The sequence below is a fragment of the Pseudomonas gingeri genome, assembly GCF_013386165.1.
In the GTDB taxonomy this organism is placed as follows: Bacteria; Pseudomonadota; Gammaproteobacteria; order Pseudomonadales; family Pseudomonadaceae; genus Aquipseudomonas; species Aquipseudomonas gingeri_C.
Map to the genome: position 1 here is coordinate 590,455 of NZ_JACAOS010000016.1, position 15,956 is coordinate 606,410.

At 61.2% G+C, this 15,956-nt stretch carries 14 protein-coding genes; 11 read left to right on the top strand and 3 right to left on the bottom strand.

What is annotated here, in order from left to right; translation table 11 throughout:
* Positions 1-104: 104 nt before the first annotated feature.
* The 4 genes from guaA (at position 105) to HX866_RS19050 (ending at position 3,626) form a co-directional block, all read left to right on the top strand.
* A complete protein-coding gene (gene guaA / locus HX866_RS19040; RefSeq protein WP_177140239.1) occupies positions 105-1,682 on the top strand; it encodes a glutamine-hydrolyzing GMP synthase in 1,578 nt (525 codons plus the stop codon).
* A 303-nt stretch (positions 1,683-1,985) separates the two neighbouring features.
* Positions 1,986-2,411 carry a hypothetical protein gene (locus HX866_RS19045; RefSeq protein WP_177096510.1) on the top strand — a complete coding sequence of 142 codons (426 nt, stop codon included), beginning with the start codon at positions 1,986-1,988 and terminating at the stop codon, positions 2,409-2,411.
* A 413-nt stretch (positions 2,412-2,824) separates the two neighbouring features.
* Positions 2,825-3,103 carry a hypothetical protein gene (locus HX866_RS34395; RefSeq protein WP_256261417.1) on the top strand — a complete coding sequence of 93 codons (279 nt, stop codon included), beginning with the start codon at positions 2,825-2,827 and terminating at the stop codon, positions 3,101-3,103.
* 4 nt (positions 3,104-3,107) lie between these two features.
* Entirely contained in the window at positions 3,108-3,626 is a 519-nt protein-coding gene (locus HX866_RS19050) for a helix-turn-helix transcriptional regulator (protein WP_177096512.1), read from the top strand.
* 19 nt (positions 3,627-3,645) lie between these two features.
* Here the strand turns inward: HX866_RS19050 and treR are convergent, their stop codons facing one another.
* Positions 3,646-4,350 (bottom strand): trehalose operon repressor, encoded by a 705-nt coding sequence (gene treR / locus HX866_RS19055; protein ID WP_177096513.1) that lies wholly within the window; start codon positions 4,348-4,350, stop codon positions 3,646-3,648.
* Between the two features lie 226 nt (positions 4,351-4,576).
* Here treR and treP point away from each other — a divergent pair, with 226 nt between their 5' ends.
* The 7 genes from treP (at position 4,577) to tadA (ending at position 13,918) form a co-directional block, all read left to right on the top strand.
* Positions 4,577-6,019, top strand: a complete 1,443-nt coding sequence (treP, locus tag HX866_RS19060; protein WP_177096515.1) for a PTS system trehalose-specific EIIBC component — start codon at positions 4,577-4,579, stop codon at positions 6,017-6,019.
* A 78-nt stretch (positions 6,020-6,097) separates the two neighbouring features.
* The gene (gene treC, locus HX866_RS19065) at positions 6,098-7,747 is read left to right on the top strand and encodes an alpha,alpha-phosphotrehalase (RefSeq protein ID WP_177140240.1); all 1,650 of its coding nucleotides are present in this window, start codon (positions 6,098-6,100) and stop codon (positions 7,745-7,747) included.
* 100 nt (positions 7,748-7,847) lie between these two features.
* The gene (locus tag HX866_RS19070; RefSeq protein ID WP_177096520.1) at positions 7,848-9,071 is read left to right on the top strand and encodes a maltoporin; all 1,224 of its coding nucleotides are present in this window, start codon (positions 7,848-7,850) and stop codon (positions 9,069-9,071) included.
* A 63-nt stretch (positions 9,072-9,134) separates the two neighbouring features.
* Positions 9,135-11,672, top strand: a complete 2,538-nt coding sequence (ptsP, locus tag HX866_RS19075; RefSeq protein WP_177140241.1) for a phosphoenolpyruvate--protein phosphotransferase — start codon at positions 9,135-9,137, stop codon at positions 11,670-11,672.
* A gap of 2 nt (positions 11,673-11,674) precedes the next feature.
* Entirely contained in the window at positions 11,675-11,965 is a 291-nt protein-coding gene (locus HX866_RS19080; protein WP_177103705.1) for a PTS transporter subunit EIIB, read from the top strand.
* A gap of 88 nt (positions 11,966-12,053) precedes the next feature.
* The gene (locus HX866_RS19085) at positions 12,054-13,430 is read left to right on the top strand and encodes a multicopper oxidase family protein (RefSeq protein ID WP_177140242.1); all 1,377 of its coding nucleotides are present in this window, start codon (positions 12,054-12,056) and stop codon (positions 13,428-13,430) included.
* Complete coding sequence (tadA, locus tag HX866_RS19090) at positions 13,430-13,918, top strand: tRNA adenosine(34) deaminase TadA (RefSeq protein WP_177140243.1); 489 nt, start codon at positions 13,430-13,432, stop codon at positions 13,916-13,918. The genes HX866_RS19085 and tadA overlap by 1 nt, the downstream gene beginning before the upstream one ends.
* 161 nt (positions 13,919-14,079) lie before the next feature.
* Here tadA and cmoB read toward each other — a convergent pair whose 3' ends face one another.
* The gene (gene cmoB / locus HX866_RS19095; RefSeq protein WP_177140244.1) at positions 14,080-15,036 is read right to left on the bottom strand and encodes a tRNA 5-methoxyuridine(34)/uridine 5-oxyacetic acid(34) synthase CmoB; all 957 of its coding nucleotides are present in this window, start codon (positions 15,034-15,036) and stop codon (positions 14,080-14,082) included.
* Positions 15,033-15,809 carry a carboxy-S-adenosyl-L-methionine synthase CmoA gene (cmoA, locus tag HX866_RS19100; RefSeq protein ID WP_177140308.1) on the bottom strand — a complete coding sequence of 259 codons (777 nt, stop codon included), beginning with the start codon at positions 15,807-15,809 and terminating at the stop codon, positions 15,033-15,035. The genes cmoB and cmoA overlap by 4 nt, the downstream gene beginning before the upstream one ends.
* Between the last annotated feature and the right edge of the window lie 147 nt (positions 15,810-15,956).

The following is a 15,956-nucleotide window of genomic DNA, read 5'->3' on the forward strand; positions in this document are numbered from 1 at the left end:
AGTGATCGCCTCCTGGCGCTGGCCTGGAGGCGATTGACGAATTTGAAGCGGGGCTGTTGATGACAGCCCCGTGTTGTTTCTGATTTCACAGACGAGAATGACTCATGGCCCTCGACATTCACGCCCACCGCATCCTGATCCTCGACTTCGGTTCCCAGTACACCCAGCTGATTGCCCGCCGCGTGCGTGAAATCGGCGTGTACTGCGAACTGCATCCGTTCGACATGGACGACGAAGCGATTCGCGAATTCGCACCCAAAGGCGTCATCCTCGCCGGCGGCCCCGAGTCCGTGCACGAAGCCGACAGCCCGCGCTGCCCGCAAGCCGTGTTTGACCTCGGTGTCCCGGTCTTCGGTATCTGCTACGGCATGCAGACCATGGCCGAGCAGTTGGGCGGCAAGGTTGAAGGTTCGGAGCTGCGTGAGTTCGGTTATGCCCGTGTGGATGTGGTCGGCAAGAGCCGCCTGCTGGACGGCATCGAAGATCACGTCGACGCCGACGGCCTGTTCGGCCTCGACGTGTGGATGAGTCACGGTGACAAGGTCACCCGGATGCCGAAGGACTTCCATATCCTGGCCAGCACCCCGAGCTGCCCGATTGCCGGCATGTTCAACGACGACCTGGCTTACTACGGCGTGCAGTTCCACCCGGAAGTGACCCACACCAAGCAGGGCGGTCGGATCCTGTCGCGCTTCATCCTCGACATCTGCGGCTGTGAAGCCCTGTGGACCCCGTCGAAAATCGCTGAAGACGCCATCGCCAACATCCGTGCCCAGGTCGGCACCGACAACGTCCTCCTGGGCTTGTCTGGCGGCGTGGATTCCTCGGTGGTTGCAGCGCTTTTGCACAAAGCCATTGGCGACCAGCTGACCTGCGTCTTCGTCGACAACGGCCTGCTGCGCCTGCACGAAGGCGAGCAAGTGATGGCCATGTTCGCCGAGAACATGGGCGTCAAGGTGATCCGCGCCAACGCTGAAGATCAGTTCCTGAACAACCTGGCCGGCGAGTCCGATCCAGAGAAGAAGCGCAAGATCATCGGCCGTACCTTTATCGACGTGTTTGATGCCCAGTCCAACAAACTGGACAACATCAAGTACCTGGCCCAGGGCACCATCTACCCGGACGTGATCGAGTCGGCTGGCGCGAAAAGCGGCAAGGCTCACGTGATCAAGTCCCACCACAACGTCGGTGGCCTGCCGGAAGAGATGAACCTCAAGCTGGTCGAGCCGCTGCGCGAGCTGTTCAAGGACGAGGTCCGTCGCCTTGGCCTGGAACTCGGCCTGCCGTACGACATGGTCTACCGTCACCCGTTCCCGGGCCCGGGCCTGGGTGTGCGGATCCTGGGTGAAGTGAAGAAGGAATACGCCGACCTGCTGCGTCGTGCCGACCATATCTTCATCGAAGAACTGCGCAAGGCCGACTGGTATCACAAGGTCAGCCAGGCGTTCGTGGTGTTCCAGCCGGTGAAGTCGGTCGGTGTGGTCGGTGATGGCCGTCGTTACGCCTGGGTCGTGGCCCTGCGTGCGGTGGAAACCATCGACTTCATGACTGCCCGTTGGGCGCACCTGCCGTACGAGCTGCTGGAAACCGTCAGCGGCCGGATCATCAACGAGATCGAAGGCATCTCCCGCGTCACTTACGATGTGTCGAGCAAGCCGCCGGCTACGATTGAGTGGGAATGATCGGGCGTCCGGCATAAGCTGATAGCAACAAGTCTAGAAAAAACCTAAGCCCGCTTAATTGCGGGCTTTTTTATTTTTCCATAGCGGCGATGGTAATGCTCGACGTCGCCAAGCCGCCTCTTTTCGTGGCATGGTAGCCAAGAAGCTATCACCCAAAATACGATTCGCGAGGCGGCCGCCCCCTGTCAGGCAGCGCCGCGCGGGAGGGTGTTGTGGTAGAAGGCGCAACGTCCAGTAGCGTTACTGGCAATGTGCTTGAATCGTTTGACGACCGGAAAGCCTTTATCAGATGAGGTGCATAGGATGGAAGTCGTGGTTCATGAGGATGAGATTAAATCCTGCTTGAGGGCGAGAACGTTAGTGCATGCTGGCGTGACCAGTTGCCTCACCGTTACGGCGATCTTGCAGAACGAGATCGTTGGACTGCATGTTGTTCAATTCAGTGCAGACGAGGTGGCTTACCCTCAACGCCTGGTTTTGCTCATGCAGCGATTTAATCAGCGCATCCACGGAAGGGTCATCGATGCTTTGTATATTGTTGCCCCGCTTGCTTTTTTTCCGCCGGATTACGAAGACGAAGTGCAGCAGATGGTGATCAACGCCCCGGTCGCCACGCTCATCGATATCACTGACAGCTCAGAGAAAGGCAACGATATTTATTTCATTGGCAGCGCGCGGGTGGTTCAGGTGCAGGTCGGGGGAAGGATTGTTGTGCGTCAGCAATGGTGACTGTTCATTCGTCATTGTTTTTAGAGATTTAAACGGCACCGGCGCCTCTTCCATCAGCCAGTGACCCGCATCGGGAATCACCACTTCGGTGACATCGGTGGCGGCATAGAGGCTGAGCAGGAGTTCATCTATATCGCACATCCTGACGGTCAGCACCCCTCGGCGAAACTCAGGGCACTGGCGGACTGGCTCCGTGGGGCATTTGGGAGCCCGCCCTATTGGGATGCGGTGTGAAGCGTTCATCCAGCTCTCGCAACACCTCGTAAATACCTCGCAGAGCATCAGTCCCATCCCTCCCTACACTTAAGAAACCGGCACTGAATTGGAGTGCCGGGAGAGTCATTTTTTGTCGATAAATGGATTTGGTTGTCAGTTGACAACCTTTGCGCGTGGCGCGAGACTGGAGGCTATGGATGGCTAGAGCAAGACACCCGATCAAGGAGATCGAGAACGTACTACGTCATGCAGAGGACCTTGGCTGGCGAATCAAGGTGGGCGGTTCGCATGCCTGGGGCAAGATGTATTGCCCGCTCAATAGTGAGCTATGTCGATGTGGCGAGTTTTGCATTACGAGTGTGTATAGCACACCGCGTAACGTTTACAGGCATGTCCGTGATTTGCGGTTGGTGGTTGATAACTGCGATCTGAACCGCGTCATGAGTGATCCCCTGGGTATGTCACTTGAGGAGTAGAAGCATGGAGTATCAATTCACTCTGAGATATCAACTCTCGGAACAGAACAACCATCAGGACGCGTTGATTGAGCGCTTGTGTGAGTATGGTTGTGATGATTCGTTAATCGGCAGCGGCGTACCAGGCAGGTTGGCGCTAGCGTTTTCCCGGGATGCCGCCAGTGCCAGCCAGGCACTGCTCAGCGCCTTGCAAGACGTCAAGCGCGCCATCCCCGATGTGCGTCTCATCGAGGTGGTGCCGGATCTGGTCGGCCTTTCGGATATCGCCGATATCGTCGGCTTTTCACGGCAGAACATGCGCAAACTCATGCTCAGTCATGGGGCGTCATTTCCGTTGGCGGTCCACGAAGGCAGCGCTTCCGTCTGGCACCTGGCGGAAGTCCTCGGCTGGCTCGAAGGCCGGGGCTATGACCTTGAGCCCCTGATGATTGAAACCGCGCAGGCGGCCCAGGATATCAATCTCACGAAAGCAACCAGCAAACTCGGCGTGGTCAACCCCGAGTGGCTGGCGCTGGTGTTATGACGCACACGGCCTCAGCGGCCTAGCGCCTTGCCACATCCGAAAAGTAGAACTTGTCCAGGGTGTGCCGCGACTCGGTGTATTCGAACTGCCGGCCATCCTGCAAGAACGTCTGGTTCTTCACCACGATCACATGGCTGGCCCCATCCAGGTCCAGGTGCATCAGGTCGTCCCGGCTGCAACGGGCCGCCTCGATGGTGCGCTGGGCAAAGCTGATACTCAGCTCCAGGGTCTTCTCGATATACGCATAGATCGAGTGCTCGGCGATGTCCTGGGTCAGGCCGGGGATCAAGTTGGCGACGAAGTAGTTGATGTCGAGAATGATCCGCTTGCCGTCAATGCGCCGCACCCGCTTGATGCGGATCACCGGGCTGCCCGGCTCGGCATTCAGGCGCTCCTGGAGCGAACCTTCAAGGGCGATCTCGCTGAACTCCACCACTTCGGTGCCTATATTGCTGCCAAGGCTGGAATGGGCTTCCTGGAAGCTGACGATACCACCCAGTTGAAACTCGATCGGGCTGCGGGACAGCACGAAGGTGCCCTTGCCATGGATCTTCTGGGCGAAACCGCGTTCCTGCAGTTGCTCGATGGCCTTGCGCACGGTGCCGCGGCTGGCCTGGTAGCTGTCCATCAGTTCGGTTTCCGACGGCAGCCGGGCGCCTTTTTCCAATTGCTCTGTGGTAATGCTGGCAAGCAGATCACTGTAGATCTGGTTGTATTTGCTCATGCTGTTCGCTCTGGATCGAAAGTACTCGCCAACAGGGTAGCCGACGCGATGTCCTAGGATCTGGAACCTTAAGGGCAGGGGGTGGCTTTGTCCATTTGTCGGGTCTTTTACCGACAAATTCGAAACTCGTCTGTACGAGTCATTGCTTTAACTCGTACAGACGAGTATTTTTCATTCCTGTGTGCTGCCAACACCCTCCAATAACAAGAAACAGTGGAAGAAAAGCATGAGCCACGACTATCCGAATATTGCCCGCGAGCTGCTGCAAGGCCTCGGGGGCGCTGAAAACCTCGAGCAAGCCGCTCACTGCGTCACCCGCCTGCGCCTGGCCCTCAAGGACCCGAGCCTGGCCGACAAGGCCGCGTTGTCCAATATCGATCTGGTGAAAGGCACCTTCTTCACCGGCGGCCTGTTCCAGATCGTAATCGGTCCGGGGGAAGTGGAGCGCGTCTACGCGGCCTTGCGCGAGATCACCGGCATGGCGGCTTCGACCATTGCCGACGTCAAGCAGAAGGGCGCCGACAAGACCAACGCCATGCAGCGTCTGGTGCGGGTGTTCTCGGATGTGTTCATGCCGATCCTGCCGGCGCTGATCATTGCCGGCCTGCTGATGGGGGTGAACAACCTCATGGGCGCCAAGGGTATGTTCATCGACGGCAAGACCTTGCTCGAGGCTTACCCGTCGCTGGACGGCGTGTGGAGCCTGATCAACCTGATGGCCAATACCTCCTTTGTGTTCTTGCCGGCCCTGGTGGGCTGGTCGGCGGCCAAGCGCTTTGGCGGCAGTGAAATCCTCGGCATCGTCCTTGGCCTGATGCTGGTGCACCCTGACCTGCTCAATGCCTGGAACTACGGCAAGGCGGTCGCCGGCCTCGACGGCCAGAGCCTGCCGTACTTCAACATCTTCGGCTGGTTCAGGATCGAGAAGGTCGGTTACCAGGGGCAGATCCTGCCGATCCTGATGGCCGCCTACGTCATGAGCGTCATCGAGAAATGGCTGCGGGCGCGGGTGCCGAATGCCATCCAACTGCTGGTGGTGCCGATCACCACCATCGTCATCACCGGGGTCCTGGCCCTGGCGGTCATCGGCCCGGTGACCCGTCACCTGGGCATCCTGATCACCGAAGGCGTGGTCTGGCTGTTCGACGTCGCTCCGGTGCTCGGTGGTGCGATTTTCGGGATGCTCTATGCGCCACTGGTCATCACCGGCATGCACCACATGTTCCTGGCGGTGGACCTGCAACTGATCGCTGCCCACGGCGGCACCTTCATCTGGCCGATGATCGTCATGTCCAACCTGGCCCAGGGCAGCGCGGCATTGGGTGTGTTCTACATGAGCCGCAATGCGCGGGACCGCAGCATGGCCTCGACCTCGGCGATTTCCGCCTACTTCGGTATCACCGAGCCGGCGATGTTCGGCGTCAACCTGCGCTACAAGTTTCCGTTCTATGCCGCGCTGATCGGCTCGGCCCTGGGCAGCATCTTCCTCTCGCTGAACAAGATCCAGGCCTCGGCCATCGGCGTCGGCGGCCTGCCGGGCTTTATCTCGATCATTCCGCAGTACATCCCGATGTTCATCGTCGGCATGGTCATCGCCATGGTCGTGCCGTTCGTGCTGACCTGCGGCTTGAGCATGAAGATCGTTCGGCCCGGCTACCGCGTCGCCTGATTTCGCCAGCCAGCCGGCTCCTGCAAGAGCCGGCCTGGGCACCCCCTATTCATCACCAAAGATTTTTGAGGTTCCCTGATGCAAGACTGGCAGCGTTCGGTGATCTACCAGATCTACCCGAAAAGTTTCTACAGCCACTCAGGCCAGGCCACCGGCGATCTGCTGGGGGTGGTCGACAAGCTCGACTACCTCAAGTGGCTGGGCGTCGACTGCCTGTGGATCACGCCGTTCCTGCGTTCGCCACAGCGTGACAACGGCTACGACATCAGCGATTACTACGCCATCGACCCGAGCTACGGGACCATGGCCGACTGTGACCTGCTGATCGCCGAAGCCGGCAAGCGCGGCATCAAGCTGATGCTCGATATCGTGGTCAACCACACCTCGATCGAGCACGAGTGGTTCCGTCAGGCCCGCAGCAGCCTCGACAACCCGTACCGCGATTTCTACATCTGGCGCGACCAGCCGAACAACTGGCAGTCCAAGTTCGGCGGCAACGCCTGGGAGTACGAGGCCCAGACCGGCCAGTATTACCTGCACCTGTTCGACCACACCCAGGCCGACCTGAACTGGGACAATCCCCTGGTGCGCCAGGAAGTGTTCAAGCTGATGCGCTTCTGGCGCGACAAGGGTGTCGGCGGTTTCCGCCTGGACGTGATCAACCTGATCTCCAAGCCGGCCGACTTTCCCGAGGACGCCAGCGACGGTCGGCGTTTCTACACCGACGGCCCGAACGTGCACGACTACCTGCAGGAAATGCACCGCGAAGTCTTCGACGGCCATGACCTGATCAACGTCGGCGAAATGTCCTCCACCAGCCTCGCGCACTGCATCCGCTATTCGCATCCGGAGTCCCACGAGCTGTCGATGACCTTCAACTTCCATCATCTGAAGGTCGATTACCCGAACATGGAGAAATGGGTTCGCGCCGATTTCGATTTCCTCGAACTCAAGCGCATCCTCTCCGATTGGCAGACCGGCATGCAGGCCGGCGGTGGTTGGAATGCGCTGTTCTGGTGTAACCACGACCAGCCGCGGGTGGTCTCGCGTTTCGGTCATGACGGTGAATACCGGGACGTGTCGGCCAAGATGCTCGCCACCGCGTTGCATTTCCTCCAGGGCACGCCGTACATCTATCAGGGTGAAGAACTGGGCATGACCAATCCGGGCTTCGAGTCCATCGATCAGTACCGCGATGTCGAAACCCTGAACATCTACCGGCTCAAGCGCGAGGCCGGCGAATCCGAAGCCTTGAGCATGGCCGCGATCATGCAGAAGTCCCGGGACAACAGCCGCACGCCGATGCAGTGGAACGCCGGGCCGAACGCCGGTTTCAGCACTGCACAGCCCTGGATCGATGTGCCGCCGAATGCGGCCTGGATCAACGTCGACAGACAGTTTGGCGACACAGGCTCCGTACTGCATCACTACCGCACGCTGGTCGGCCTGCGCCGCAAAGAAGCGCTGATGGTGGACGGTGTCTACCGCCAGCTATTGCCCGAGCATCCACGGGTCTGGGCTTATGTGCGTGAAGGGCAGGGCGAGCGACTGCTGGTGGTGAACAACTTCTATGCCGAGCCTTGCGAAGTTGAATTGCCCGAAGGCGTTTTCATCGATGGTCAGAGCCAACGCCTGGTGATCGGCAACTACGCCGGTGACTTGCCGCGTAGCCGACGTCTGTCACTGCAACCTTACGAGTCTTTTGTACTGCATCTGTCAGAAAAATAAGGCGTTTCATTCATTCAAAGCAGTTCGCATCAAATCGTGCGCGGGAGAGCCGCGCCCGATAATCAACAAGCACTACACAATAAAAATAATGGGGGAGCCAATGAAAACAACAATAAATCGCGGTCTTTTGGTGTCTTGCGTATGCCTGGGGTTGCCATTCTCGGCCCAGGCCCTGGAGTTCGCCGGTTACTTGCGTAGCGGCCTTGGCGGTTCTACCAGCGGCGGTTCGCAAAGCTGTTTCCATTTGCCCGGTGCGCAAGCCAAGTATCGCCTGGGCAACGAGTGCGAACAGTATGCCGAACTTGAGTTGCGCCAGAACCTGCTGACCCTCGACGACGGCTCGGTGCTCAGCGTCGATGGGATGGCGTCGCTGTACAACAAGTACGATCACAATCCTAGTTTCGACGGTGACAACGGCACGGTGCGGATGCCGGAGATGTTCGCCAAGTGGGCGAACTTGCCTTCGCTCAACGGTGGTTCGGTGTGGGCCGGGCGGCGTTACTACAAACGTAACGACATCCATATCTCCGACTTCTACTACTGGAACCAGAGCGCCACCGGTGGCGGTATCGAGGACGTGAAGATCGGCGACTTGAAATACAGCTATGCCTTCTCGCGCAAGGACAACCTCTACCAGAAGGACTATCTCAATCGTCACGACTTCAACGTCGCTGGCTTCAAGACCAATACCGATGGCGAGATGGAGTTCGGTGTCAGTTACATCGACGCGCCGAATCGCCGCGACACCCACCAGGGTTGGGCCATCACCGCGCAGCACGTGCAGAAGAACTTCCTCGGCGGCAAGAACAAGTTCGCCCTGCAATACGGCGAGGGACCGGGGACCGGACTGGGCTACACCGGCGATCCGACCCTGGACACCAGTAGCAAGAGCTACCGTGCGGTGGAGTTTTTCGACTGGCAGGTCACGCGACAGTTCGGCGGGCAGATCGAGGCCGTGTACCAGAAGGACATCCGCCCCGACGGCCAGAGCCAGAACTGGATCTCCCTGGGGGTACGTCCGACCTACGCCATTACCGAGCAGTTCAAGCTGGTGACCGAACTGGGCCACGACCAGGTCGAGGCCCCGGGCGGTACCCGCAAACTCAGCAAGTTTACCTTCGCCCCCACCTGGTCACCCAGAGGTCCGGATTTCTGGACGCGGCCCGAGGTACGCCTCTACTACACCTATGCCGTCTGGAACGCGGCGGCCCAGCGTGCGGCCAATCAGTTCGATGCGGGTTCGGCGTTGTCCGATACCGGTAGCTTCGGCAGCGCGCTGCATGGCTCCAATTTTGGTGTGCAGGTCGAGTATTGGTGGGAATAAGTCCTATGCTGGCGTGGCCTTCGCTGCGCCGGCGCTTCAAAGAACAATGATAAAGGTGATGTCATGACCGCAACCCCTTCCCTGGAACTGCTCGCGCCCCTGTCCGGGGTGCTGATCGAGTTGGATCAGGTGCCTGATCCGGTGTTCTCCAGTCGCATGATCGGCGATGGCTTGTGCATCGACCCGACGTCTTCGCTGCTCTGCGCACCGTTGGCCGGGGTGGTGAGCAATCTCCAGGCCAGCGGCCATGCCATCAGTATTACCGACGATCACGGCGTGCAGGTGCTGATGCATATCGGCCTGGACACCGTGCAGCTTCAGGGCAAGGGCTTCACCGCCCTGGTCCGCGAGGGGGAGCGGGTGGCGGCCGGGCAGGCGTTGATCGAGTTCGATGTCGACTACATCGCCTTGCACGCCCGTAGCCTGTTGACCCTGGTGTTGGTGGTCAGTGGCGAGACCTTCACCCGGCTGGCTCCGGCCAGTGGCTTGATTGACAGTGGCGCGCCATTACTGCGGATCGAACCCAACGCTTCAGCGGTGGCGGCCGTGGTGGAAGAGGAAGGCGAGGCCTTGTTCTCCGCGCCCGTGACCTTGCCCAACGCCAACGGTCTGCACGCCCGTCCGGCGGCGGTGCTGGCCCAGGCGGCCAAGGGTTTTGCCGCGAGCATTGTGCTGCATCGACGCCAGGACAGTGCGAACGCCAAGTCCCTGGTGGCGATCATGGCTTTGCAGACAGTGCGTGGCGATGTGTTGCAGGTCAGCGCGGTGGGCGAGGATGCCCAGGCTGCCATCGACGCGTTGATGGTACTGCTGGCCGACGGTTGTGGTGAGGCGGTCGAGCCTGCGGCGCTGATCGATGTACCTGAAGTGGTCGAGGCGTCTTCGCCGAGCTTGTTGCGCGGTGTCTGTGCCTCGCCGGGATCGGCGTTCGGTCGGGTGGTGCAGGTGGCCGAACAGCGCTTGGATGTTCCGGAGTCCGGTTCCGATGAGCCCCATGAGCGCGCATCGCTCGAACGGGCTCTGGAGCAAGCGACCTTGGACTTGCAGCGGCTGCGGGACAACGCCGAGGGCAGCGCCCAGGCGCAGATTTTCCGTGCGCATCAGGAATTGCTGGAGGACCCGAGTCTGCTGGAGCAGGCCCAGGTGTTGCTGGCCCAGGGTAAAAGCGCGGGGTTCGCCTGGCGCCAGGTCACCGAGGACACCTGCGCCTTGTTCGAGCGCCTGGGCAGCAGCTTGCTGGCCGAGCGTGCGCTGGACTTGAAGGATGTCGGCCAGCGGGTATTGCGGCTGATTCTCGGGGTCCAGGAACGGGTCACCGAACTGCCGGACGATGCGATCCTGATTGCCGAACAACTGACCCCGTCGCAAACCGCCGGGCTCGATACCCGCAAGGTCCTCGGATTTGCCACCGTCGGGGGGGGGGCGACCAGCCATGTCGCCATCCTGGCCCGGGCGTTTGGTCTGCCGGCCCTCTGCGGCTTGCCCGCTGAGGTGCTGAAGGTTCCTGCCGGCACCCAGGTGCTGCTCGATGCCGACCTCGGGCGCCTGCACCTGATGCCGGAGGAGGCTGATGTGCAGCGCTTGCTGGTCAAGCGCCAGGAACAACGCCAGCGTCGCCAGCGCGAGACGGAACAGGCATCCGAGGCGGCACGCACCCGTGACGGTCATCAGGTCGAGGTGACCGCCAACGTCGCGTCCTTGCAAGAAGTGGAGCAGTCGTTGACCCTGGGCGGTGAAGGGGTCGGCTTGCTGCGTTCCGAGTTTCTCTATCTGGAGCGCCAGAGCGCGCCGAGTGTCGAAGAGCAGGCGGCGACCTATTCGGCCATCGCACGCGCCCTGGGACCGCAGCGCAACCTGGTGGTCCGCACCCTCGATGTCGGTGGCGACAAACCCCTGGCCTATGTGCCGATGGACACCGAAGCCAACCCGTTTCTCGGCATGCGCGGGATTCGCCTGTGCCTGCAACGTCCGGAACTGCTACGCCAGCAACTGCGGGCGATTCTCGCCTGCGCCGGGCTGACGCAACTGCACATCATGCTGCCGATGATCACTCAACTGTCCGAGTTGCGGCAGGCGCGGCAGTTTCTTGAAGATGAAGCCTTGGCGCTGGGGCTCAAGGCCCTGCCGAAGCTGGGGATCATGATCGAAGTGCCGGCGGCGGCCCTGATGGCCGACTTGTTCGCCCCCGAGGTGGATTTTTTCTCCATCGGCACCAATGACCTGACCCAGTACACCCTGGCCATGGACCGTGATCACCCGAAACTGGCGAGCCAGGCCGACAGCCTGCACCCGGCGGTATTGCGCTTGATCGCCACCACGGTGAAAGCCGCCCATGCCCATGGCAAGCCGGTCAGCGTGTGTGGTGCATTGGCCTCCGAAGCGCTGGCGGTGCCGGTGTTGCTGGGACTGGGCGTGGATGAACTGTCGGTCAGCGTGCCGCTGATTCCGGCGATCAAGGCGGTGGTCCGCGAGGTCGAGTTACTGGAGTGCCAGGCGTTGGCGCAACGGATTCTCGCTCTGGAAAACGCCGGCCAGGTACGTGAAACCTTGCTCGATTATCAACACACCACGGCGCTGCAGCCGCGGGTCCTGGAGAACTGAACATGTTCGAGAAAATTCAGCGGGCGTTCTGGAAAGCACTGACCCCGGACCTGGTACCGGATCAAGCAACTACGCCGCTGCCTTCGGCGGAAGTGGCGTTGCAGCCGGAGATTGTCGCGGCCCTGGGCGGCGAGGCTAATCTCAAGTCCCAGCAGCGGGTGGCACTGACGCGCCTGCGCGTGGCCTTGAATGACAGCACCCGGATCGATCAGCCGGCACTGCGGGCGGCGGGTGTCGCCGGGGTGATGATATTGGCCGGTGGCGTGACCCATCTGTTGCTGGGGCTGGACTGATTTTCTTACGGTTTCGCAACTGCGGGTGTATCGTATTCGCCTTTTGCGCGCCCTGGCGCGCGGCTGAATAGGTGAGGTGGTTGCGTTCATGTCCTTTACCCGTCGACAGATACTCGGTGGACTGGCCGGTCTTGCAGTGGTGGGCGTTGGAGCCGGCGGTGCATCGCGTTACTGGTTGGGGAAAATGGCTGACGCCGAGGCCGGCCACGACTACGAGCTGATTGCCGCGCCCCTGGATGTCGAGTTGGTGGCCGGGCATCAAACCCCGGCCTGGGCGTTCGGCCCGTCGGCACCGGGCACCGAATTGCGGGTCCGTCAGGGCGAGTGGTTGCGGGTACGTTTTATCAACCACCTGCCGGTGGCCACCACCATTCACTGGCACGGTATCCGCCTGCCGTTGGAAATGGACGGCGTGCCCTACGTGTCGCAATTGCCGGTGTTGCCCGGCGAGTACTTCGACTACAAGTTCCGCGTTCCGGACGCCGGCAGCTACTGGTATCACCCCCACGTCAACAGCAGTGAAGAATTGGGGCGCGGCCTGGTCGGCCCATTGATCGTCGAGGAACGTGAACCCACCGGTTTTCAACACGAACGCACCTTGAGCCTGAAAAGCTGGCACGTCGATGAAGAGGGCGCCTTTGTGCCTTTCAGCATTCCCCGTGAAGCCGCCCGTGGCGGGACGGCGGGGCGCCTGTCGACCGTCAATGGTGTGTCGCAGGCGGTGGTCGACTTGCCGGCCGGGCAGATCACCCGGGTTCGTTTGCTCAACCTCGACAACACCCTGACCTATCGCCTGAATATCCCTGGGGTCGAGGCGCGGATCTATGCGCTGGATGGCAACCCGGTCGAACCGCGTCCACTGGGCAAGGAATACTGGCTGGGGCCGGGCATGCGCATCTGCCTGGCGATCAAGGCGCCGCCGGCCGGTGAAGAGCTGTCCCTGCGCAACGGTCCGGTGCGTCTGGCGACCTTTCGCTCCGTGGCCGCCAGCGACACGCCGGGCGACTGGCCGAAGGCCTTGCCGGCCAATCCGGTGGCCGAGCCGGACCTGGCGAATGCGCAAAAGCTCAACTTCAATTTCGAATGGGTTGGCTCGGTCTCGGTGAACACCGATAATGACCAGCCTCCCAGCCTCTGGCAGATCAACGGCAAGGCCTGGGACATCAGCGACAAGACCTGCGCCGACCGGCCCATCGCCAAACTGGTGAAGGGCAAGAGCTATATTTTCGAATTGAAGAACATGACCCAGTACCAGCACCCGATCCACTTGCACGGCATGAGCTTCAAGGTCATCGCCTCGAACCGCAAGACGATTACTCCGTATTTCACCGACACCTACCTGCTGGGCAAGAACGAGCGGGCGCGGGTGGCGTTGGTTGCGGATAACCCGGGGGTGTGGATGTTCCATTGCCATGTGATCGACCATATGGAAACCGGCCTGATGGCCGCTATCGAGGTGGCCTGATGCGTCAGATACGGCCCGCGCCGATCATCGACCGCAGTCGCGACCAGGACTTCATGCGTGAAGCCCTGCTGCTGGCCTCCGAGGGGGCGCTGCTGGGGGAGGTGCCGGTGGGCGCGGTGCTGGTGCAGGATGGCGAGATCATCGGGCGCGGCTTCAATTGCCCGATCAGTGGCAGCGATCCGAGTGCCCATGCCGAAATGGTCGCCATCCGCGCGGCGGCCCAGGCGCTCGACAACTACCGGCTGCCGGGCAGCACGCTGTACGTGACCCTGGAGCCGTGCAGCATGTGCGCCGGGTTGATCGTGCATTCGCGGATTGCGCGGGTGGTCTATGGCGCGCTGGAACCCAAGGCCGGGATCGTGCAGAGCCAGGGGCAGTTCTTTACCCAGGGCTTTCTGAATCACCGGGTGTTGTTCGAGGGCGGCGTCCTGGCCGAGGAGTGCGGGGCGATCCTCAGCGAGTTTTTCAAGGCCCGGCGCGGGCGCTGATCACTGTAGATACCGTCTTGCCTGTGTGGGAGCTGGCTTGCCAGCGATGAGGCCCTTGAGTCTTGCGCTGCCCTTGCGGGCGCCATCGCCGGCAAGCCGGCTCCTACAGGTTCGTGCTTCACCACAGAATATCGTTGGGATCCGGGTTCCGGCAGGGGCATCTATTTGCGGGCGACCATCACCGCCCGCATCGGTGCCGGCAGCCCTTCGATGGTCTTGCTGTGATCCTCGGGATCGAGGAAATCACTCAACGACTGGTACTTCATCCACTCGGTCCCGCGTTGTTCCTGCACCGTGGTCACACTCACATCGACACAACGCACATCGCTGAACCCGGCGCGCCGCAACCAGCGCTCCAGCGCCGGCACCGACGGCAGGAACCAGACATTGCGCATCTGCGCATAACGGTCTTCCGGCATCAGCACCTGATGCTCGTCACCTTCGACCACCAGGGTTTCCAGCACCAGTTCGCCGCCCTTGACCAGGCAGTCCTTGAGCGCCAGCAGATGCTCGATAGGCGAGCGCCGATGGTAGAACACGCCCATGGAAAACACCGTGTCGAAGCCTTCCAGCTCGGCCGGCAGGTCTTCGAAGGGGAACGGCAGATGCCAGGCCGACGGCTCTGACAAGTAACGCTGTACCGCCTGGAACTGACAGAAGAACAGCCAGTTCGGATCGACGCCGATCACCGTGTCCGCGCCGGCGCCGAGCATGCGCCACATGTAGTAGCCGTTACCGCAGCCGACATCAAGAATGCGCTTGCCCTTGAGGTCCAGGTGCGGGGCGACCCGCGACCATTTCCAGTCCGAGCGCCATTCGGTGTCGACATGCACACCGAACAGATCGAACGGGCCTTTGCGCCACGGGCATAACCCCATCAGCGCCGTGCGCATCTGCGCCCGGGTGGCGTCATCGCAATCGCGGTCCAGGGTCAGGCCGTTCAGCAAGTCGACCTGGGTCGGCTGGATTTTCGGCAGCGCATCGAGCGCGCTCTGCCAGCGTTCCAGGTCGCCATGACCCTTTTCCATGCGGGTATCGAGTTGCGCTTGCAGGCCTTCGGCCCATTCGGCCAGCGGGGTGTGTGCCAGACGGCGGGCGAGGGGGGACAGATCAATCATGGCAGGGCAATCAACGAGGCAAAGTTAAGGCATTGGAACCAGGGCACGACTTTCGAGAAACCCGCCGCCAGCAGGCGTTCGCGGTGTTCTTCGAGGCTATCGGGTTTCATGACGTTTTCGATGGCGCTGCGCTTCTGGGCAATTTCCAGTTCGCTGTAGCCATTGGCGCGCTTGAAGGCGACGTGCAGATCGGTGAGCAGCGCGTGTTCTTCGGAATCATTGAAACGCAGTTTCTCCGAGAGGATCAGCGCGCCGCCGGGCAGCAAGGCCTGGCGGATACGTGCGAGCAATGCCTGGCGCTGTTCGGGGGCGATGAACTGCAGGGTGAAGTTCAGCGCCACCACCGAGGCCGGCTGGAATTCCAGGGCGAGGATATCGCCCTCGATCACTTCCACCGGCAGCAGTTCCTGGAACATCGAGTCCTGGCCGTTGAGGTATTGGCGGCAGCGTTCGACCATGGCTGCGGAGTTATCCACCGCGATGACCCGGCAACCGTCGCTGCGCACGTGACGGCGCAAGGCCTGGGTCACCGCGCCGAGGGAACTGCCGAGGTCGTAGAGCACACTGTCGGGCTGGGCGAACTGCGCGGCCAGCACGCCGAGGTTCTCGACAATGGTCGGATAGCCGGGCACCGAGCGCTTGATCATGTCCGGAAAGACCCGCACCACGTCTTCGTTGAAGGCGAAGTCCGGCACTTGGGCCAGGGGCTGGGCGAAAAGGCGATCGGGTTCTTTGCTCACGACGGTTCCGGCGGATGCTGAAAAGGCCGGCATTTTAGCCAAGTTGGCGCCGCGATGCGCGCTTTGTCGGATAAAACGCCGGGCCTTCGGGCCCAGCTCTTGATCTTCCTGTAGGAGCGAGCTTGCTCGCGATGGGCGTCAACGATAACGCGGGAAGCCTGACCCCCCGTGGTGCCTGGT